The following is a 19,547-nucleotide window of genomic DNA, read 5'->3' on the forward strand; positions in this document are numbered from 1 at the left end:
CTGTCAAGGCGAGCCTTGTTTGCCGGCTCGCCTTTCCCCCATGATGGCGGCTCGCCCCAATAGTGGTTGCCTTGGTCCATGCAATTCCTGGCTGTCGTCTTCTTCGGGATTTGCGCCGGCTTCGCCGTCACAAAGGCATTCGATGCCCATAGGTGGCGGGAGACGCGCCGCTTCTGGATTTGTGCTGCGATTGCGGTTCCTCTCATCGCGGCCACGGCGGCGATGACGTGGAGCTTCTTCGTGAATCCGATCAGACCTAGAAGAATGAATGCTGGATTCGGTCCAGACTGGCTTTGCAGCGGAACGAACGATCGTGATCTTTTTTGCATCAAGAAACAGCCCCATCCGTGACACCCGACGCAGGGTCGCATTGAGACCCGCCATTTGGCCTTTGCGTCTATGGCTCGGAAGCCTCTTGTCGGCCGTTGTAGCCGCTCCCGCCTGGGCTCATGCTTCCGACAAGGGCTTCGTGCTGCTGCTGCCGACGCATTACTACATCGTCGGTGGTACCCTGGTGGTGGCGGCTTCCTTCCTCTTGCTGCTGGCGGTTCCTGACGGCTTCCTGCGCCGCATCGCCACCGCGCGGCTCGATCTCGGCGTCTGGCCGGCGCTGCCGCGGGTCGCGATCAGCGCGGCCAGCTTCCTGCTCCTGGTCCTTCTGCTGATTGCGGGCATCTATGGCAGCCGCGATCCGCTGTCGAACCCCCTGCCGCTCTTCATCTGGACGATCTGGTGGGGCGGGCTCACGGTCGCGCAGGCCCTGTTCGGCAATCTTTGGAGTTTGCTCAATCCCTGGCTGGCGCCCTATCGGCTGATCCGGCGGCTTTCGGGCGACACGGGTTCGTCGCCGGGCCTTCTGGGATATCCGCCCTGGTTTGGCTATGGGCCGGCGATCCTGTTGTTCCTGGGGTTCGCCTGGTTCGAGCTGATCGACCCGGCGCCCGACGACCCCGCGCGGCTGGCCGAGGCGATCCTGGCCTATTCGGCGATCACCCTCGCCGGCATGGTGCTGTTCGGCGAGCGAAACTGGCTCGCCAAGGGCGATGGCTTTGCGGTCTTCTTCCGTTTCGTGGCGCTGCTGGCGCCCTTGCGTGCGGAACCGGTCGAGCCGGATCTTTCGACCGGTCTCAGCAAGCGATATCGGCTCTCTTTGGGATTGCCCGGGCGCGGGCTGCTGCAGCTTGGGCCCTTGCCCTTGAGCGGTGCCTTGTTCGTGCTGCTGACCTTGGCGACCGTTTCCTTCGACGGGCTCGACAAGACCTTCTGGTGGCTCGGTTCCTGGGACGTCAATCCGCTCGAATTTCCGGGCCGGACCGCCCTCATGCTGCCGAACAGCCTGGGGCTGATGGGGGCCTGGCTGCTGCTCGGTGCGGCTTACGGTCTGGCAATGGGGCTGGGCGCGCGCCTGGCCGGCGGGCGGATCGACCTCGGCACGCTGCTGGGCGCCTTCGTCCTGTCGATCCTGCCGATCTCGATCGGCTACCACTTCGCCCATTACCTGACGTCGTTCCTGGTGAATGCCCAATATGCGGTGTTTTCGATCGACGATCCGTTCGGCTGGGGCTGGCACCTCCTGGGGATCGCGGATCCCCATGTCAGGGTTTCATTCCTGTCGGACATGGGGTCGGTCTGGATCATCTTCTCGGCACAGGCGGGTGCCGTGGTGCTGGTCCATATCCTGGCGGTGCTGCTGGCCCATCTGATCGCGATCGAGCGCTTTCCCGACAAGCGCGCCGCCCTGGCGAGCCAATGGCCCCTGGCGCTGCTGATGATCGGTTACACGCTGTTCGGGCTCTGGCTGCTGGCGGCTCCTACGATTGGATGAAGGGCCGCCATATTGCCTTTTGCCGGGTCGCGTGATTTCATTTCTATGCAAACGTTCGCCATAACAAGAACCGGTGCCCGCGCGGGAAAAGCGTGCGGGCCACCGCTCAACGCTGGGGAGGCGCGACGATGACTGCCAAGGGGACCATCAGGAAATCGAACGGCTCGCTCGTCACGCGCCGCAGCCTGGTCAAGGGACTGGGCGCTGCCGCCGGTGCCGCCGCCGCGTCGGGATTGCTGCCGACGCCGATGCGCTTCATCCAGGCGCAAGCCGCCGAGCCGATCAAGCTGGGCTTCCAGGTGCATCGCACCGGCATCGGCGCCGCCTATGGGCGCTGGTATGAGCAGACCACGACTGCCGCGGTCAAGCTGATCAACGATGCCGGCGGCATCAATGGCCGCCAGATCGTGATCATCGCCGAGGATGACGGCACCGATCCGAAGCGCGGCGCCGAGGTGGTCGAGAAGTTCGCGACCAAGCACAAGGTCGATGCGGTGTTCGGCACGCTGTTCTCCCATGTGGTGATGGGATCGGCACCGACCGCGGGGCAGCTCAAGATGCCTTACTTCGTCGTCAGCGAAGGCCATCACGTCGCGTCGGGTGCCTTGAACCGCTACACCTTCCAACCCGGCATCACCGATGTGAAATCGCAGGTGATCTCGATGGCGCCCTGGATCGCGAACAATCTCGGCAAGAAGGTGTCGATGATCTATCCGGACTATGCGTTCGGCTATGACCATCGCGACTTCTTCTCGGCCGCGATCAAGGAGCAGGGCGGCTCGATCTCGGCGCTCATTCCGGTGGCGCCGACCGAGACCTCCTATTCGAAATATTTCGCGCAGATCCCGGTCGACACCGAGGTCATCTATCACGTGATGGTCGGCCCCGGCGTGCTCACCTTCGTCAAGGAGATGGGCGACCATTTCGGCTCGACCCGGCCGCAGATCTTCGGCTTCATCGATTCGCTCGAAGCCACCGACCTGAAGAGTCCCGGCCTCGAATATCTGGACGGCACCTATTTCTGGGAGGCCTATCCGCGCTACGCCCAGCAGGACCAGACCGATTTCGACAAACATTACCGCGCCGCGGTCGGTGTCGACGGCAATGGCGCCTCGACTGCCGATCCGAAGGAAGTCTCGACCTATTCCCACATGTTCGGCTGCTGGGAGACGCTCTATGTCATCAAGGCCGGCATGGAGAAGAGCGGCTATCAGAAGCCGACCTTCCATGACAAAGGCATGCTGATCCAGGCGGTCGAGGCGATGACGGTCTTCCCCGAGGGCGACGAACATCCCCAGGGCGACAAGACCTTCAACGGCAAGCTCCACCAGTGCTACGGCCACCAATACATTTCGGAGGTCGAGGGCGGCAGGCTGAACGTCGTCCATAAGACCGCGATCCAGGACGGGCTCTATCCGCCCGAAACGGACTACACGACCAAGCCGCTCTGACGCGGTTGGCCGCGGGCGTTCGACGTTGATTGTGCGGCTTGTTTCGGCGACCGGAGCGGCTCCCCCTCACCCTACCCTCTCCCCCTCCAAGGAGGGGGAGAGGAAAGAATATGGTGAAGCCGACGCCGAGCTTTCAGAAGTTATCTTCCTCTCCTCACGCGGAGCGGGGGGAGAGAGTAGGGTGAGGGGGAAGCTTTCGTGATTCGTGGGCCAATGATCCCGAGCAACGGGCCGAAACGGATCATCACGCCTCCCTGCATCCGAACATGAGTCTCGGCCCCCATCTTCTCCTGGCCTTCCTGGAAGGAACCGTCGCCGCCTTCGTGCTGGCGCTGACAGCGCTGGGGCTGTCGCTGGTGTTCGGCGTCATGCGCATCGTCAATGTGGCGCATGGCGAGTTCTTCATGCTGGGGGCGGTGCTGGCCTATGGCTTCAGCAGCCTGGTGCCGGGCATCCCGGCGCTGGGGTTCCTGCTGGCGCTGATCCTGAGCCCGCTGGTGGTGGGCGCCATCGCCTGGAGCGCCGACCGGCTGGTCCTGGCCCGGCTCAATTACAATCCCGAGGCAACCATCGTCGCCACCATCGGCATGCTCTACATCATCCAGCAGTTGGTGCTGACCTTCTATGGGCCCGATGCCCATCCGGTCGAGCCCCCGATCAGCTTCCGGGTGCTGTTCCCCTGGTTCGGTTATTCCGGCTACAAGCTGGTGGTGGTCGCGGCCTCGGCGGCGCTGCTGCTGCTGACCTGGTTCCTGCTGATGCGCACGCGCATCGGCCTCGTCATGCGGGCGACGCAGTTCGATCGCGAAACCGCGCAGAATTTCGGCATCCCCGTCGCCCATGTCTATTCGATGATCTTCGCGCTGGGCGCGATGCTGGCGGCGGTCGCGGGCGTGCTGATCGTGCCGATCCAGCAGGCCCATTACTTGATGGGGCTCGATCCGCTGCTGCTCTCCTTCATCACGGTCATCGTCGGCGGGCTCGGCAGCCTGCGCGGCACGGTGATCGCGGCCATCGTGATCGGGCTTTCCGACGGGATGATCTCGGTCTTCTTCTCCGGCACGCTCTCCAAGATCATCGCGACCCTGCTGGTGGCGCTGGTGCTGGTGTTCCGGCCGGAAGGGCTGTTCGCCCGGAGTGCCCGATGAGCCTGGCCGTTGCACCGGTCGCTGCAGCGCGTCACACGGATCGGCGGCCGCTCTGGCTGCATCTGGGCGTGATCACGGCGCTGTTCGCGCTGCAGTTCCTCCTGCCGGCCTATGACCACACCAATATGAGCCGGATCATGATCCTGGCGAGCTACGCCATGGGTTACAACCTGCTGCTGGGTTACACCGGCCTGATGAGCCTCGGCCATGCGATGTTCTTCGCGGCCGGTCTCTATGGCGCGGGCCTCAGCGCCTATTATCTGGGACTCGATCCGCTCTCCGCCTTCCTGGTCGGCCTCGTCGCAGGCCTCGCCCTTTCGCTCCTCGTCGGCATGATCGCGCTTCGCACCAGCGGCGTCTCCTTCATGATCGTGACCTTGATGTTCGCCCAGGCCTGTTTCCTCCTGACGCTCTATTTCAACGAGATCACCCAAGGCGACCAGGGCTTCGTCATCGATCTGAGCGCCTGGAGCTGGGATACGGGCAGCGAGGACGGACCGCTCACCCTGGTCTCGCCGCCGATCCGCTACAATCTGGCGCTGCTGCTGTTCACCATCAGCCTGCTGGTCTCGCTCTTCCTGGTCCGCTCGCGCATCGGCCGCGTGCTGGTGGCGATCCGCGAGAACGAGGCGCGGACCGTGATGCTGGGCTATCACAGCTTCCGCTACAAGTTGGGCTCGCTCGCGCTCTCGGGCACGCTGTCGGCGGCGGCCGGCGCCACTTACGCGCTGCTCTTCTCCTATGTCGGCTCGACCTTCGCCGGCATCCAGTATTCGATCCTGCCGTTGCTGTGGGTGCTGCTGGGCGGGCAGGGCACGATCCTGGGGCCGCTGCTCGGCACGGCCTTGATGTATTATCTGATCGATATTTCCAGCGAATATACCTCGAGCTATATGCTGATCGTCGGCGTGGCGCTGGTGCTGCTGGTGCTCTGGTTTCCGAAGGGCATCCTCGGCGCTCTCCGGCAGAAATGGCTGCCATGGCTGCCGTGAATGGACCGGAAGCGCCGCTGCTGACGACGGCAGGTTTGAGCCGCCGGTTCGGCGGCCTGCGCGCGGTCGACGCGGTCGATCTGTCGGTGAAGCGCGGCGAGATTCGTGCGGTGATCGGACCCAACGGCGCCGGCAAGACCACGCTGGTCGGCATGATCTGCGGGAGGATCCAGTCCAGCGCGGGCCGCGTGCTGTTCGAGGGCGAGGACATCACCGACTTGCGCCCTTGGTCGCGGGTCGAGCGCGGCATCGCCTATACTTTCCAGATCACCAGCGTCTTCCAGAACCTGACCTGCTTCGACAATGTGGCCCTGGCGGCGCAGCGCGAGCTGCCAAGAGGCGCCGGCGCGGATGAACTCGCGCAGAAGGTCGAGGCGACATTGGCGCAGGTCGGGCTGGCCGGGCGCGGGCCCGTCCTGGCCTCGACCTTGCCCTATGGCCATCAGCGCCTGCTCGAGGTGGCGATCGGGCTGGCGTTGGCGCCCAAGCTCCTGATCCTCGACGAGCCGACGCAAGGCCTCTCCGAAGAAGAGATCGTCGGGTTTTGCGCGCTGATCCGCGAGATCGCCGAGGAAGCGACCGTGCTGCTGATCGAGCACAACATGCCGGTGGTGATGGAGCTGGCCCACCGCGTCACGGTGATGAACAACGGCGCGATCCTGGCCGAAGGGACGCCGGCCGAGATCAGGGCGAATCCCGAGGTGCAGAGGGCTTATCTCGGCACATGACCCTCACCCTCGATGCCGTGAGCTGCTTCTATGGGCGCGTCCAAGTGCTGCGAGATCTCTCGCTGAGCGTGGCGCCGGGCGAGGTGCTGTGTCTCCTGGGTCGCAACGGCGCCGGCAAGACCACGACGCTCAAGACCATCATGGGCCTGATCAAGCCGCGCTCGGGGCGGGTGCTCTTCGGCGAGGTCGAGCTGAGCGGCCTGCCGGCGCATGAGATCCCGCGCCGCGGCATCGCCTATGTGCCGCAGGGCCGCCGCCTGTTCGCGGAGCTGACGGTCGAGGAGAATCTGACGATCGGCCTCATGACCCGCGACCGGGGGGCCTCGGTGCGCGAGCGCGTCCTGGCCCTGTTCCCCGTCCTGAAGGCGCGTCTCGCTCAAGCCGCCGGGACGCTCTCCGGCGGCGAGCAGGAGATGCTGGCCGTCGCTCGGGCGCTTTGCCTGGAGCCGAGCGTCCTGCTGCTGGACGAGCCGACCGAGGGGCTGATGCCCAGCATGATCGCGACCATCCTCGACACGGTCAGGCTGCTAAAGACGCAGGGCGTGGCCACCATCCTGGTCGAGCAGCGGGTCGAGGCGGCCTTATCGGTCGCGGACCGGGTCGCTTTCATCGAGAATGGCACCGTGAAGCAGACCAGCGATGTCGCCGGCCTCCGATCCGATCCAACGCCCCTACAGCGTTATGTCGGGGTCGGGTTGCGGTCAGCCTGATGCCCCGAGGGGCTTAGGCAACCAGCCGCGCGGCCTCGCCCAGATTGACGCCCGCCAGCTGCATCTGCCGCCGGGCCGTCGCCATCGAGCCATTGAGATCGATGGCGCGGCAGGCATCCAGCAGCACCGTCGTCTCGAAACCGAGGCGCGCGCCATCCAGCGCCGAATAGGCGACGCAGAAATCGGTCGCGAGGCCGACCAGGGCCAGCTTGGTCAGGCCGCGCTCGCGCAAATAACCGGCGAGGCCGGTCGGGGTCTTGCGGTCGTTCTCGTAAAAGGCGGAATAGCTGTCGATCGCCCGGCGGAAGCCCTTGCGGATGACGAGCTCGGCCTTGGTCCCGGCGAGTTCCGGGTGGAATTCGGCGCCGGTCGTGCCCTGGATGCAGTGATCCGGCCAGAGCGTCTGAGAGCCGTAGGACATCTGGACCGCGGAGAAGGGCGCCTGTCCGTCATGAGTCGAGGCGAAACTCGAATGGCCGGCGGGATGCCAGTCCTGTGTCAACACCACATGCTCGAAGGAACCGATGAGCCGGTTGACGAGCGGCACGATCTCGTCCCCGCCGGTGACGGCGAGCGCGCCGCCGGGGCAGAAATCGTTCTGCAGATCGATGACGATGAGGCCCGCGTTGGGACTCTCTTTCCTGAGGGCGGCCACGGGCGATGCTCTCCCTGAATCCAATGCCGTTGCGACGTTGGCCCCGAGTCTAAGGCGGGCCCAGGGGGAGATCAACCGATCCGCCAGTGTCAAAAGCGGAGCGACAGGCTGAGCGCGCCGAATTTGTCGGCGTCGTTCTGGCCCTCGAACTCCGGCGTGCGGAAGACATGGGTATAGGCCAGGCGCGCGGCCCGGATCGTGAAGGCGATCCCGACCTGCGCGTCGCCGACCAGGGGGTTCTTGTTGACGCTGCGGCTGTCCTCGAAAGTATTGCCGTCGAGGAAGATGTTTCGTGCCACCAGCCGCCCCTCCAGGCCGGCGAAGATATAGAAGCCGAAATCGCCCTGGGGCTCGAAGAAGCCGGAGCCCGGCAGGCTGGGCTCGATGCGCGGCGGACCGTAATCGTTCGGCAGGTTCCAGCCGAACCGGAAGGTGGCGCCGCCATTGGCGTAGGTGAAGACATTGCCGACCGCGCCGCCGAGATGGGGGGTGGCATCGAAGGAGAAACCCCAGATGTCGCCGGACACGAAGGCGCGCCAGCTGCGCTGATAGGTGAGGACGATTCCAGGCTCGTTGTTGATCTGATGGTCCCAGCCTTGGGGCTTGTCAGCGCCGATGATCCCATGGATCCAGGTCTGGGCCTTGTCGGCGAGCGAGGCGGGCCCGACCATGCCGAGTTGCAATTGCAGCTGGTCGAGCCGCGTCCCTGTCTCTTCCGTCAGGCCGATCGACCCGTAGAGCCAACCCGCATAGGGCCTGTCGTCGGCGGGAGGGTCGGAAAGCGTGATGTCGTCCGGCGTGTACATGCTCTGGCCGATGCCATAAGTGACCCGGACGTCGCCGTGGTTGGCAAAGAAGGGGAGCCAGCGGGCGGCGTCGACCGCCCAGGACGGGGCGTCGTCCTTCCCGGAGGTCCAGGAGACCTGGATGCCGTTGGTGTAGTCATGGTCGAAGCCGGCGAAGAGGTCGTTCTCGAGGACAACATTGAAGGTTCCGTCCTCGAGATCGTCGGCCCGGGCCGACGGGGCAAGGCCGAGCCCGAGCAGGACCGCACAAAGAACGGCCGCGATCTTCCGCGGCCGCATCAGGGACCGCGCCGTCCGCTTGGCGATGTCGGTGGTGACGTCAAGGCTGACAGCCAGAACGATCTCTCCGAGGCGGTTGAGCGACGGTCAGCCAAGAATGACCGGATAGACGGCCGGAAGTCACGGGTCCAGTGATCAGGAACGGGCGGCTGGGCAGCGGTGGGCGAAAGCGGTAGTCTAACTGAGGGGATAGCCGGAAGTTCCGTGGTTGTCGCGCAGGGGATGGCGCGGCCAATTGCAGGGGAATAAGAGTGGGCGATCTCGTCAGCGACGTCGATTCGACGGACGTCGATGTGAAAGTGAAGCCTGTCGCCATCGCCGGCGTTCGACTGCGCCCCCTGATGCCTGCCCGCGATCTGCGCGGCAGTCTTTGCGAAATTCACCGCGACTCCTGGGAACTGGCAGCGCGGCCGGTGCAGTGGGATTTCATCAATACGAGAAGCCACGTCTTGCGCGGGGTGCATGTGCACCGGCTGCGCACCGACTATATCGTCGTCGTCGGTGGCCAGGCGACGATCGGTTTGGCCGATCTGCGCCGCAACAGGTCGAGCTTCCGACGCGGCATGACGCTCAAGGCGGATGGCGAGGTGCCCCAGGTCCTGATCATCCCGCCCGGTGTGGCGCATGGCATTTATGCCCATGACCCGGTCACTTATCTCTACGGCCTCAGCGCCTATTACGACGGTGTCGATCAGGCCGGATGCCGCTTCGACGATCCTGCTCTGGAGATCGACTGGCCGTCGCCCGATCCGATCCTGCTGCCGCGCGATGCCGATCTTCCCGGTTTCGAGATCCTGTTGCGCGAGTTCGAGGCGGCAGGCGGAGTGCCTTCCCGCTCATGAGGCGCTGACCCGATCTCGATGCCGGCCGCCACCATCCTGATCCCGACCCATAATCATGTGGCGCCGTTGCGCCACGCGATCGCCGGCGCGCAGAGCCAGACCCTGCAGGATTTCGAGCTGTTCGTGGTGGGCGACGGTGTCGGCGACGCCACGCGCGAGATGATGCGCGAGCTGGGCGCGGCCGATCACCGGATCCGCTTCTTCGATTTTCCGAAGGGGCCGCGCAAGGGCGAGATCCATCGCCACGAGGCGCTGAAACAAGCGACCGGCCGGATCGTCGCCTATCTCGGCGATGACGATGCCTGGATGCCACAACATCTCGAGACCCTGGACCGGTTGCTGCGGGAGGTCGATTTCGGCCACACGCTCCATATCGGCATCGACGAGGACGGCGCTCTGCGGTTCCTGCCGGCCGATCTGGAGAATCCCGAATTCCGCCGGCTGATGCTGACACAGCTCTTCAACCGGTTCGATTTCACCTTCGCCGGCCATACGCTGGAAGCCTACCGGAAGCTGCCCCACGGCTGGCGTACCACCCCGCCCGAGTTCCCCTGGACCGACCTTTATATGTGGCGGCAATTCCTGGCCGAGCCCTGGTGCCGGGCCCGATCGGCCATGGTGCCGACCTGCATCTGCACGGCCAGCAGCGCCCGGCCGAACCTGACGGACCGGGAGCGGGCCGACGAGCTGGCCGCCTGGCGGGCCCGATTCGAGGAGCCCGGATTTCGGGAGGCGATCTGGCGCCAGGCCGCCGATGCGCTGGCCCGGGAGGCGATCCGGGAGGAGCTCGACACGCTGACCTTGAAACGGACGGCCGCCAAGGGCGGACGGCTGCTCAAGGCCGGGTTGGCGCGTCGTTGGGGAGGCCGCGGCCCCGCCGGGGGTCCCGGCCGGACATAGCCTGGCCGGAGGGCGGCGTCGCCCCCTGAAAATGAGGGGTTTGGCGACGCCCTGTCGCTAATGCCCGTCGCTATTGACAGCCGGCGCGTCTCTCATGTCCCTATCATCCCCGCGCTAAAGCATCAGTTCGGGTTTCCCGCCTTGGCAAAACGCTATTCGGCCCTCTCCCTTCTCCGCCACGCCCTCCTTCCTTCGAGCCCTTGGCCCCGTGCCTGGCGGTCGCCGGCGCCCAAGCCGAGCTATGACGTCGTCATCATCGGCGGCGGCGGGCACGGGCTGGCCACGGCCTTCTATCTGGCGGCCAATCACGGCATCAAGAATGTCGCGGTGATCGAGCGGGGCTATATCGGCTCGGGCAATGTCGGGCGTAACACGACAATCGTGCGCTCGAACTACATGATCGGCGGCAACACGCCCTTCTTCGAGTTCTCGCTGAAGCTTTGGGAGGGTCTGTCCCACACCCTCAACTTCAACGTGATGCTCTCGCAGCGCGGCCAGGTCGGCCTGGCCCATAATCCGTCACAGATGGATGTGCTGGCGCGCAAGGGCAACATCATGCGGCTGCATGGCATCGATGTGGAGTTGCTCGATCGCGGCCAGGTCATGAAGCTGCTGCCTTATCTCGATTACAGCGACGCCGCGCGCTTTCCTGTCGTGGGTGCCCTGTTCCAGCAGCGTGCCGGCACGGTGCGCCACGATGCCGTCGCCTGGGGCTATGCGCGCGCCGCCAGCGATCTCGGCGTCGATATCATCGAGAATTGCGAAGTCACCGGCTTCCGCATGGAGCAGGGCAAGGTCACGGGTGTCGAGACGACCAAGGGTCCCATCCGCGCCGGCAAGACCGCCATCGCGGTTGCGGGCCACAGCTCGCATGTCGCGGCCAAGGCGGGCTTGCGGCTGCCGGTCGAAAGTCATCTGCTGCAGGCCTTCGTCTCCGAGCCGATCAAGCCGCTGATCCATCACGTCGTCTCTTTCGGCGCCGAGCTCTTCTATATCTCGCAGTCGGACAAGGGCGGCCTGGTGTTCGGCGGCCATATCGACGGCTTCAACAACTATACCCAGCGCGGCCAGCTCCCGAAGATCCAGGGCGTCGCGGAATGCGCGGTCTCGCTGATCCCGGCTGTGTCGAGGCTGCGCTTGCTGCGCCACTGGGCCGGCATCATGGACATGACCCCCGACGGCTCGCCTTTCATCGGCCGCACGCCGGTGCCCGATCTCTATCTCAATGGCGGCTGGTGCTATCAGGGCTTCAAGGCCATCCCGGCTTCGGGCTGGACCTTCTCCCACACGATCGCGAAGGGCGAGGAGCATGAGCTCAATCGCTGCTTCAGCCTCGACCGTTTCGAGAAGGGTGCCGAGCTCGACGATCATGGCGCCGGCAACTGGAACTACAAGCAGTAAGGCTCCTCGAGAATGCTGAGAATCACCTGCCCCTGGTGCGGCGAGCGCGACTACTCCGAGTTCCGCTATGGCAGCGATGCGAGCAAGGCGCGGCCGGCACATGGCACGGGCGACCTGAAGACCTGGCATGACCATGTTTTCCTGTTCGATAATCCCAAAGGGCTGCATCGCGAATATTGGCAGCATGTGCTGGGCTGCCGGCAATGGCTGGTGCTGGAGCGCGACACGGCGACCAACGCTCCCGGTGTCGCCAGGCCCGCGCGCGATGCCGCGCCCAAGGGCGGGGCCGGCCGATGATGAGGGGCAATTCGCATCGTCTGCCGCAAGGCGGACGGATCGATCGCAGCCTGCCGCGCTCCTTCACGCTCGACGGGACGCGGATCAATGGCTTCGCAGGCGATACGCTGGCCTCGGCGATGCTGGCCAACGGCGTGGCGCTGGTCGGCCGCAGCTTCAAATATCACCGCCCGCGCGGATTGATGGCCGCCGGCATCGAGGAGCCGAACGGCCTCCTGACCTTGGGCGAGGGCGGACGGCAGGAACCGAACATCCCCGCGACCATGACCGAGCTGGTCGAAGGAATCGTGGCGCGCCGGCAGAATGGCTGGCCCTCGGTCGAGTTCGACCTGATGGCGGTGAACTCGCTGGCGGCCCCGCTGCTGACGGCGGGATTCTACTACAAGACCTTCATGGGGCCGACCCGCGGCTCCTGGATGGTCTACGAGCCCTATATCCGCAAGGCGGCAGGATTGGGCGAGGGCACCTATGCCCCCGATCCCGATCGCTACGAGACCCGTCACGATTTCACCGATGTGCTGGTGATCGGTGCCGGCCCCGCGGGCTTGGCGGCGGCCTTGACGGCCGGGCGCAGCGGCGCCCGCGTGGTGCTGGCGGAACAGGATTCCGAGCTGGGCGGCAGCCTGCTGTCGGAGCCGAGCGAAGGCCCCGGGGCGAGCTGGATCGAGGAGCGCAAGGCCGAACTCGGTGCCCTGCCGAACGTCCGCATCTTCACCCGCAGCACGGCCTTCGGCGTCTATGACGGCAACACCGTCGCGCTGATCGAGCGGCGCGATCATCTCTCGCCCGATCCCAAGAAGGGCGAAGCGCGCCAGATCGTCACCATCCTGCGGACCCGGGCCGTCGTCTTCGCGACCGGCGCCATCGAGCGGCCGCTGGTGTTCTCCAACAACGACCGTCCGGGCGTGATGCTGGCCTCGGCGGCGCGCAGCTATCTCAACCGCTTCGCGGTCGCGCCCGGCAAGCGCGTCATCGTCGCCACCAACAATGACAGCGCCTATCGCGCGGCCTTCGATCTCGCGGCGGCGGGGCTGAAGGTCACCATCGCCGATCTGCGCGGCGAGATCGGTCAGGGCCTGCAGGCCATTGCCGCGCGCCATGGCATCGAGCTTCGCCCCGGCAACGCCATTCTCGATGTCGAGGGTGGCAAGTTGGTCAAGGCGGCGCGGCTGGGGCCGGTCGGCCGGGCATCGTCGGGCGAGCTGCGTCCCTGCGATCTCGTCTGCATGTCAGGCGGTTGGTCGCCGGCGGTGCATCTGACCTCGCATGGCGGCATCAAGCCGGTCTATCGCGAGGCGATCGCGGCCTTCGTGCCGGGCGGCTTCGCCAGGGGTCAGTTCGGCGCCGGTGCCGTCATCGGCACGCTGGCGCTGGATGCCGCGATCGGCGAAGGCGCAGAAGCGGGCGCCAAGGCCGCCTCCTTTGCCGGTCATTCGATCAGCGCCGCCAAGCCTGCCTCGCCCGCGATCGAAGGCGAGGGCGGCTATGCCATCGCCCCGCAATGGGAAGTGAAATCGAGCGCCCATGGCAAGGCCTTCGTCGATTTCCAGAACGACGTGACGGTCAAGGACATCGCGCAGTCGCATCAGGAAGGCTATCAGTCGGTCGAACATCTCAAGCGCTACACCACGCTCGGCATGGGGACCGACCAAGGCAAGACCAGCAACATCAACGCGCTCGCCATCATGGCGGGCTTGCGCGACGTGACGATCCCCGAGGCCGGCACCACGACCTTCCGGCCGCCTTATTCGCCGGTGGCGCTGGGTGCCATCGCCGGGCGCAGCGTCGGCCATCATTTCCGGCCCGTCCGTCTCTCGCCATTGCATGACTGGCATCTGGCGAATGGCGGCCGCATGACGCCGGCCGGGCCCTGGTTGCGCGCCTGGTACTACGACTGGGCCGGCAATGACGCGGCCACGGCCTATGTGAAGGAGATGGATCTTGTCCGTCATGGCGTCGGCATCGCCGACGTCTCGACGCTCGGCAAGATCGACGTGCAGGGTCCGGACGCGGCCGAATTCCTCAACCGTATCTATGTGAACGGCTTCGCCAAGCTGCCGGTCGGCAAGGCGCGCTATGGCGTGATGCTGAACGATGACGGGCTGGTGCTGGATGACGGCACCACCACGCGGCTTTCCGAGACGCGCTTTTTCATGACCACCACGACGGCGCAGGCCGGCGAGGTCATGTCCTGGGTCGAGTTCCTGCTGCAGGCGGCCTGGCCCGAACTCAAGGTGCATGTCGCGTCATTGACCGACGAATGGGCCGCCATGGCGGTCTCGGGCCCCAAGGCGCGCCAGGCGCTGGCGCTGGCCTTCCCCAGTGTCGAGGTCGGCGACAACCGGCTGCCCTATATGGGCGCGCTCGAATTCACCCATGACGGCGTGCCGGTGCGGCTGATCCGGCTCAGCTTCTCGGGCGAGCTCGCCTACGAAGTCTATACGCCGGCCGATCATGGCGTGGCGCTGTGGGAGCATATCCTGAAAACAGCCGCGCCCCTGGGCATCAAGCCCTACGGCCTCGAGGCGCTGGCCTCCTTGCGCATCGAGAAGGGCCATGTGGCCGGGCTCGAGCTCGATCACCGCACCTCGCTCGACGACCTCGGGCTGGGCAAGATGGCCGGCAAGGAGAAGGCCTATATCGGCAAGGAGCTGCGTTTCCGCCCTGAGATGCAGGCGCCGGATCGCTGGAGCCTGGTCGGGATCGAATGCCTCGAATCCGACAAGCGGCTGCGTGGCGGCTCGATCCTGTTCCTCAAGGACGACAGGATCGAGGGCCATGGCCGCGGCTATATCACCTCGGTGACCTGGTCGAACGAGCTGAAGAAATATATCGCGCTCGGCCTCTTCAAGGGCGGGCTGAAGCACGAGGGTGCGGAGATCCTCTGCGCCTATCCGATCAAGAACGAGCAGGTGCGCGCGCGCATCGTCTCGCCGCACTTCATCGATCCCAAGGGGGAGCGTCTCTATGCTTGAGCGGCGATCGGCGCTGGAGAAGGACCTGCAGCAGGGCGGGCATGAAGGCGCCAAGGGCGAGCGGGGCGTGGCGCTGGGCGAGGTCCGCGGCTGGTCGCTGGTGCAGGCCTCGGGCTTTCCGGACCAGGCGGCTTCATTCGAGGCGGCGCTGGCTTCGCAGTTGGGCGCGGGCCTGCCGGCCAAGGTCGGCGACGGTGTCTCGGCGCAAGGCCGCACCATCATGCGCGTGGGCCCCGAGCATTTCTGGATCGTGGGACCGGAGAAGGACGACCTTGCCGCGCGGCTGTCTCAGGCGGTGGCGCCCACGATCGGCTCGATCCTGCCGCTCTCCCACAGCCGCACGCGGATCTTCATCGAGGGCGCATCTGCGCGCGAGGTGCTCGCCAAGGGCATCCCGCTCGATTTCGATCCGAATGTCTTTAAGGTCGGCCAGTTCGCGCTGACCGGCCTGCATCACACACCGGTCCTGGTCCATCGCAGCGCCGCCGACCGCTACGAGATCTACGCGATGCGCACCTTCGCCCACTCGATCTGGGAGTGGTTCACCGACGCGGCTTTGCCGGTCGGGTATGACGTGGTGAGATAGAGCCGGCCCACCCCTCCCCCCTCCCCTTGCGGGAGGAGGTAGGGGGAGGGGTGTTTCAGGATTGAATGCGGCGCTGATCGAAGGGCGCGCTCGAAGCTTCGAAGTAGAGCGCAGCGATCATATCTACTTCAACGCTTTCAGGAACGCCCTCACGACCTTCGCCGCATTGTCGGACGCCAGCTGAAAGAACGTGCCGATCTCGTTCTCGCCTTCTCCCCCGCCGGCGAGGTCCGAGAGGCTGCGAAAGGCGATGAAGGGCTTGGCGTTGACATAGGCGACATGGGCGACCGCCGCGGATTCCATGTCGAGGACCTCGGCCGCGAACGCGCTTCGCGCATATTCCCGGAACGCCTTGTTGTCGACGAAGGCCTGGCCCGAAACTCCGTTGCCCCCGACCACGATCTTCGGCTGGTGGCCGAGGCATTTCTGTCCCGCGCAGTCTTGCAAGACAGTTGCGCTGGCGACGGTCCTGGCGACGGCCAGGAGCGCCGGGTCGACGGGAAACCAGTTCCGCTTCTCGGTCGCGTCGCCATTGATGATCTTCACGGGCTGCGGAAAGATCATGCCGAAATGAGACGGCGGCTTGTCGGCATGAGCCGGCAGCTCGTAGGTTCCGTCCTTCTCGCGGGCGAACACGGCCTCGAGATATTCGCTCCACTGTTCCGGAACGACCACGTCGCCGATCGTGAGATCCGGATCGACACCGCCGGCGATGCCGGAGAAGACGATCCGATCGACGGTGAAATGGTCGAGCGCCAGCTGCGTCGTCATCGCCGCATTGACCATGCTGATGCCGCTGAGGAACAACAGCACCGGCTTGCCCTCGAGGGTGCCGGTCGCGAACACCGTTCCGTTGACGACGTAGTCCTTCCGGCCCTGCAGCTCGGACTGGAGCAGCACCCATTCCGGCTGATAGGCCGACATCACCGCGGTGCGCGGCGTGGCGTCGAGCGTCTCCGCCGCCCAGGCCGGCGCTGCCGCCACGAATAGCGACAGCAGCAGCGCGGGGACCGTCAGCCGTTTCAGCATCGGGGCCGTGCCGCTCGTCAGCCGCGCATCCGCTTCGCCTCCGGATCGAACAGCGGGTCGGTGATGATCGTGGCCTTGCGGCGTTCGCCCAGGATCTCGATCTCGAAGGCGCTCCTGGCGGTATCGGTGGCGAGTTCCTTGGGCACATAGCCCTGGGCCAGCGACTTGTCGACATAATGGCCGTAGCCGCCTGAGGTGACCCAGCCGATCACCTGGCCCTTGTGCCAGATCGGCTCGTCGCCGAGCACGTCGGCATCCGACGCCTCCACGACCATGGTCACGCGGCGCAGCTTGCCGCCGGTCTCCTTCTCCTTCACCGCTGCTTCGCGGCCGATGAAGTCGTTCTTGGTGAGATCGACGAAACGGTCGAGGCCCGCCTCGAACGGCCCGTAGATCGGCCGCAGCTCGCGATACCAGGTCGGGAAATTCTTCTCGAGGCGCAGCGAGAGAAGGGCGCGCATGCCGAAATTGATCAGCCCCAGATCCTTGCCGGCCTCGTGGATCGCCAGGAACAGGCGGCGCTGATATTCGGGCGCCACCCAGATCTCGTAGCCGAGATCGCCCGAATAGGTGACGCGGTTGATCATGGCCGGCAGGTTGGCGATGTCGATGGAGCGGTGATCCATGAACTTGAAGGCGGCGTTGGAGACGTCCTCGTCGGTCAGGCGCTGCAGCAGCTCGCGCGATTTCGGCCCCGCGATCGAAAGCCCGACCAGGCCCATATCGTAGCGATGGATCTGGACCGAGCCGTCGGCTGGCAGATGCTTCTCGAACCAGCGCATATGGTATTTCTGCGCCTGGCTCGAGCCCCACATGATGAAGCGCCCGTCGCCGTTCTTGTCAGGCTGGGCCTTGGCGATCGTGAAGTCGCCGATCAGTCTTCCTTCCGGATTGAGCATCGGCGTCAGGATCAGACGGCCGGCGCGCGGCATCTTGTTGGTCATGAGCCGCGACAGGAAGGCCTCGGCGCCGGGTCCCTTGAACTCGTACTTCGCGAAATTGGCGATCTCGGTGACGCCGACCGCGTTGCGCACGCCCAGGCACTCGGCCTTCACATGCTTGAAATCGTTCGAGCGGTGGAAGGAGACGATGTCCTTGGGCTCGACGCCCTTGGGCGCGAACCAGAGCGGCGTCTCGAGGCCCCAGCTGTCGCCCATGACCGCGCCCTGCGCGATCATCACGTCATAGAGCGAGGTGGTCTGCTGCGGGCGTGCCGCCGGCAGCTCCTCGTTCGGGAAACGGATCGAGAAACGGCGGGAATAGTTCTCGCGCACCTTCTCGTTGGTGTAGGAGCGGGTGGCCCAGTCGCCGAAGCGGGCGATATCCATGGCCCAGACATCGAAGCCCGGATCGCCATGGACCATCCATTGCGAGAGGGCGAGGCCGACGCCGCCGCCCTGGCTGAAACCCGCCATGACGGCACAGGCGCACCAGAAGTTCCTGAGGCCCTGGACCGGGCCCACCAGCGGGTTGCCGTCGGGCGAGAAGGTAAAGGGGCCGTTGATGATGCGCTTGATGCCGGCCTTGGCCATGGCCGGGAAATGCTTGTGGCCCAGCTCGAGCGAGGGCGCGATGCGCTCCAGATCGGGCGCCAGCAGCTCGGTGCCGAAGTCCCAGGGCGTCTGGCGCGGCTGCCAGGGGCGGCAGTCCTTCTCATAGGTGCCGAGCACCATGCCGCTGCGCTCCTGGCGCATATAGATCTCGGCCTTGAAGTCGATCGCATGCGGCAGCTCGTGGCCGCGCTCCTTGTTGAAGGCGACCACCTCGGGCATCTCGTCGGTCACGAGATACATATGCTCCATCGCCAGCACCGGCAGCTCGAGCCCGACCATGCGGCCGACCTCGCGCGCCCAGAGCCCGCCGCAATTGACGACATGCTCGGCCTGGATGTTGCCCTGCTCGGTGATGACGTCCCAGCTCCCGTCCTTGCGGGGCTTGAGCGCCGCGACGCGGGTCTTGAGATAGATCTCGGCGCCGTTGATGCGCGCCGACTTGGCGTAGGCATGGGTGGTGCCGGAGGGATCGAGATTGCCGTCGGCCTTGTCGAGCATGGCGCCGACGAAATGCTTCGCCTCCATCAGCGGGAACAGCGCCTGCGCCTCTTTCGCCGACAGGAGCTCGGTCTCGAGGCCCAGATAGCGCGCGCGGGCATGGGCCATCTTCAGCCATTCCATGCGCTCATGCGTGTCGGCCAGCATCAGCCCGCCCGAGCGGTGCAGCCCGCAGGACTGGCCCGAGATCTTCTCGAGCTCGTCATAGAGGCCGATGGTGTAGCCCTGGAGCTTGGCGACATTGGGATCGCCATTGAGGGTGTGGAAGCCGCCGGCGGCATGCCAGGTCGAGCCCGAGGTGAGCTGGTCGCGCTCGATCAGCACCACGTCCTTCCAGCCGGCCTTGGTCAGGTGGTACAGCACGCTGCAGCCGACGACGCCACCGCCGATCACGGCGACCTGGGTATGCGATTTCATCCGAGTGGTTCTTTCCTGAAAGCCGCTTGAAGACCGACGAGGTACGGGCCCGGACGCCGTTCGCAGCGCCGCAGGCCGGGCGATGAGGGAGGGGTGTTCCGGGGCGGTCGCGACCGTCCCCGAATGTCCCGGCGCGGGGGAGAATGCGTCGGCGGGTTTCGGCCGGTCAAGGCGGTTCGCGGAAGGCGGGAGAAGGGCGGGAAACCAGGGTTTCAGGTCGCGTTTGGAGAAATTGTGGCTCTCAGAATTGTCCTTCGTTGCATGGCTCGATCAGGGTCGGTCCAATGGATTCGGCGCGATCCGACATGGCGCAAGAGTTGTCTCGGGACTTGCCGAACGGAAACCAGCTTTGAGTCGGACCGCCTTGGGCCGTTCTCAACAGGAGCGATTCAATGGGCCCACGCATTGCCATCGCAACATAATGCGCGCCGCGGGGGGGGGGGGGGGGGGGGGGG

General features: G+C 65.6%; 17 protein-coding genes. 12 read left to right on the forward strand and 5 right to left on the reverse strand.

Annotation, left to right across the window (positions count from 1 at the left end):
* Positions 1-3: 3 nt before the first annotated feature.
* Positions 4-384, reverse strand: a complete 381-nt coding sequence (locus ACREE8_RS07495) for a hypothetical protein (RefSeq protein WP_431572361.1) — start codon at positions 382-384, stop codon at positions 4-6.
* Between the two features lie 31 nt (positions 385-415).
* Here ACREE8_RS07495 and ACREE8_RS07500 point away from each other — a divergent pair, with 31 nt between their 5' ends.
* From ACREE8_RS07500 to ACREE8_RS07525, 6 genes are all read left to right on the forward strand, one after another.
* Positions 416-1,825, forward strand: a complete 1,410-nt coding sequence (locus ACREE8_RS07500; protein WP_431572362.1) for a hypothetical protein — start codon at positions 416-418, stop codon at positions 1,823-1,825.
* Between the two features lie 128 nt (positions 1,826-1,953).
* The gene (locus tag ACREE8_RS07505; RefSeq protein ID WP_431572363.1) at positions 1,954-3,276 is read left to right on the forward strand and encodes an ABC transporter substrate-binding protein; all 1,323 of its coding nucleotides are present in this window, start codon (positions 1,954-1,956) and stop codon (positions 3,274-3,276) included.
* Between the two features lie 266 nt (positions 3,277-3,542).
* Positions 3,543-4,424: a branched-chain amino acid ABC transporter permease gene (locus ACREE8_RS07510; protein WP_431572364.1), complete on the forward strand. Its 882-nt coding sequence runs from the start codon at positions 3,543-3,545 to the stop codon at positions 4,422-4,424.
* Entirely contained in the window at positions 4,421-5,416 is a 996-nt protein-coding gene (locus tag ACREE8_RS07515) for a branched-chain amino acid ABC transporter permease (RefSeq protein ID WP_431572365.1), read from the forward strand. Before ACREE8_RS07510 ends, ACREE8_RS07515 begins: the two co-directional genes overlap by 4 nt.
* The gene (locus tag ACREE8_RS07520; protein ID WP_431572366.1) at positions 5,404-6,144 is read left to right on the forward strand and encodes an ABC transporter ATP-binding protein; all 741 of its coding nucleotides are present in this window, start codon (positions 5,404-5,406) and stop codon (positions 6,142-6,144) included. Before ACREE8_RS07515 ends, ACREE8_RS07520 begins: the two co-directional genes overlap by 13 nt.
* On the forward strand, positions 6,141-6,854 hold the full coding sequence (locus ACREE8_RS07525; RefSeq protein WP_431572367.1) for an ABC transporter ATP-binding protein: 714 nt from the start codon (positions 6,141-6,143) through the stop codon (positions 6,852-6,854). Before ACREE8_RS07520 ends, ACREE8_RS07525 begins: the two co-directional genes overlap by 4 nt.
* Positions 6,855-6,867: 13 nt before the next feature.
* Here ACREE8_RS07525 and pncA read toward each other — a convergent pair whose 3' ends face one another.
* On the reverse strand, positions 6,868-7,509 hold the full coding sequence (gene pncA / locus ACREE8_RS07530) for a bifunctional nicotinamidase/pyrazinamidase (RefSeq protein ID WP_431572368.1): 642 nt from the start codon (positions 7,507-7,509) through the stop codon (positions 6,868-6,870).
* Positions 7,510-7,598: 89 nt separating this feature from the next.
* The gene (locus ACREE8_RS07535; RefSeq protein ID WP_431572369.1) at positions 7,599-8,594 is read right to left on the reverse strand and encodes a lipid A deacylase LpxR family protein; all 996 of its coding nucleotides are present in this window, start codon (positions 8,592-8,594) and stop codon (positions 7,599-7,601) included.
* Between the two features lie 251 nt (positions 8,595-8,845).
* On the opposite strand from ACREE8_RS07535, the gene ACREE8_RS07540 reads away from it, so the two are divergent.
* From ACREE8_RS07540 to ACREE8_RS07565, 6 genes are all read left to right on the forward strand, one after another.
* The gene (locus ACREE8_RS07540) at positions 8,846-9,436 is read left to right on the forward strand and encodes a dTDP-4-dehydrorhamnose 3,5-epimerase family protein (protein ID WP_431572370.1); all 591 of its coding nucleotides are present in this window, start codon (positions 8,846-8,848) and stop codon (positions 9,434-9,436) included.
* Between the two features lie 18 nt (positions 9,437-9,454).
* Positions 9,455-10,336 carry a glycosyltransferase family 2 protein gene (locus ACREE8_RS07545; protein WP_431572371.1) on the forward strand — a complete coding sequence of 294 codons (882 nt, stop codon included), beginning with the start codon at positions 9,455-9,457 and terminating at the stop codon, positions 10,334-10,336.
* A gap of 141 nt (positions 10,337-10,477) precedes the next feature.
* Complete coding sequence (locus ACREE8_RS07550) at positions 10,478-11,737, forward strand: sarcosine oxidase subunit beta family protein (RefSeq protein WP_431572372.1); 1,260 nt, start codon at positions 10,478-10,480, stop codon at positions 11,735-11,737.
* Positions 11,738-11,749: 12 nt separating this feature from the next.
* Positions 11,750-12,034 (forward strand): sarcosine oxidase subunit delta, encoded by a 285-nt coding sequence (locus ACREE8_RS07555; protein WP_431572373.1) that lies wholly within the window; start codon positions 11,750-11,752, stop codon positions 12,032-12,034.
* Positions 12,031-15,009, forward strand: coding sequence for a sarcosine oxidase subunit alpha family protein (locus ACREE8_RS07560; protein WP_431572374.1), 2,979 nt, complete (start codon positions 12,031-12,033; stop codon positions 15,007-15,009). The genes ACREE8_RS07555 and ACREE8_RS07560 overlap by 4 nt, the downstream gene beginning before the upstream one ends.
* Complete coding sequence (locus ACREE8_RS07565) at positions 15,002-15,595, forward strand: sarcosine oxidase subunit gamma (RefSeq protein ID WP_431572375.1); 594 nt, start codon at positions 15,002-15,004, stop codon at positions 15,593-15,595. Before ACREE8_RS07560 ends, ACREE8_RS07565 begins: the two co-directional genes overlap by 8 nt.
* Positions 15,596-15,718: 123 nt before the next feature.
* On the opposite strand, the gene ACREE8_RS07570 is transcribed toward ACREE8_RS07565, so the two are convergent.
* Together ACREE8_RS07570 and ACREE8_RS07575 are read right to left on the reverse strand one after the other, a co-directional pair.
* A complete protein-coding gene (locus ACREE8_RS07570) occupies positions 15,719-16,624 on the reverse strand; it encodes a 5'-methylthioadenosine/S-adenosylhomocysteine nucleosidase (RefSeq protein WP_431572376.1) in 906 nt (301 codons plus the stop codon).
* Between the two features lie 17 nt (positions 16,625-16,641).
* Complete coding sequence (locus ACREE8_RS07575) at positions 16,642-19,092, reverse strand: GcvT family protein (RefSeq protein WP_431572377.1); 2,451 nt, start codon at positions 19,090-19,092, stop codon at positions 16,642-16,644.
* Between the last annotated feature and the right edge of the window lie 455 nt (positions 19,093-19,547).

It is taken from the genome of Hypericibacter sp. (assembly GCF_050729195.1).
Classification (GTDB): Bacteria; Pseudomonadota; Alphaproteobacteria; order Dongiales; family Dongiaceae; genus Hypericibacter.

What these genes read in the sequence shown, in the direction of transcription:
- ACREE8_RS07565 (WP_431572375.1), top strand. Translation starts at nt 15,002, where the DNA reads ATGCTTGAGCGGCGATCGGCGCTGGAGAAGGACCTGCAGCAGGGCGGG.
- ACREE8_RS07495 (WP_431572361.1), bottom strand. Translation starts at nt 384, where the DNA reads ATGGCGGGTCTCAATGCGACCCTGCGTCGGGTGTCACGGATGGGGCTG.
- ACREE8_RS07570 (WP_431572376.1), bottom strand. Translation starts at nt 16,624, where the DNA reads ATGCTGAAACGGCTGACGGTCCCCGCGCTGCTGCTGTCGCTATTCGTG.
- ACREE8_RS07505 (WP_431572363.1), top strand. Translation starts at nt 1,954, where the DNA reads ATGACTGCCAAGGGGACCATCAGGAAATCGAACGGCTCGCTCGTCACG.
- ACREE8_RS07575 (WP_431572377.1), bottom strand. Translation starts at nt 19,092, where the DNA reads ATGAAATCGCATACCCAGGTCGCCGTGATCGGCGGTGGCGTCGTCGGC.
- ACREE8_RS07535 (WP_431572369.1), bottom strand. Translation starts at nt 8,594, where the DNA reads ATGCGGCCGCGGAAGATCGCGGCCGTTCTTTGTGCGGTCCTGCTCGGG.
- ACREE8_RS07520 (WP_431572366.1), top strand. Translation starts at nt 5,404, where the DNA reads ATGGCTGCCGTGAATGGACCGGAAGCGCCGCTGCTGACGACGGCAGGT.
- ACREE8_RS07515 (WP_431572365.1), top strand. Translation starts at nt 4,421, where the DNA reads ATGAGCCTGGCCGTTGCACCGGTCGCTGCAGCGCGTCACACGGATCGG.
- ACREE8_RS07510 (WP_431572364.1), top strand. Translation starts at nt 3,543, where the DNA reads ATGAGTCTCGGCCCCCATCTTCTCCTGGCCTTCCTGGAAGGAACCGTC.
- ACREE8_RS07525 (WP_431572367.1), top strand. Translation starts at nt 6,141, where the DNA reads ATGACCCTCACCCTCGATGCCGTGAGCTGCTTCTATGGGCGCGTCCAA.
- ACREE8_RS07560 (WP_431572374.1), top strand. Translation starts at nt 12,031, where the DNA reads ATGATGAGGGGCAATTCGCATCGTCTGCCGCAAGGCGGACGGATCGAT.
- ACREE8_RS07555 (WP_431572373.1), top strand. Translation starts at nt 11,750, where the DNA reads ATGCTGAGAATCACCTGCCCCTGGTGCGGCGAGCGCGACTACTCCGAG.
- ACREE8_RS07545 (WP_431572371.1), top strand. Translation starts at nt 9,455, where the DNA reads ATGCCGGCCGCCACCATCCTGATCCCGACCCATAATCATGTGGCGCCG.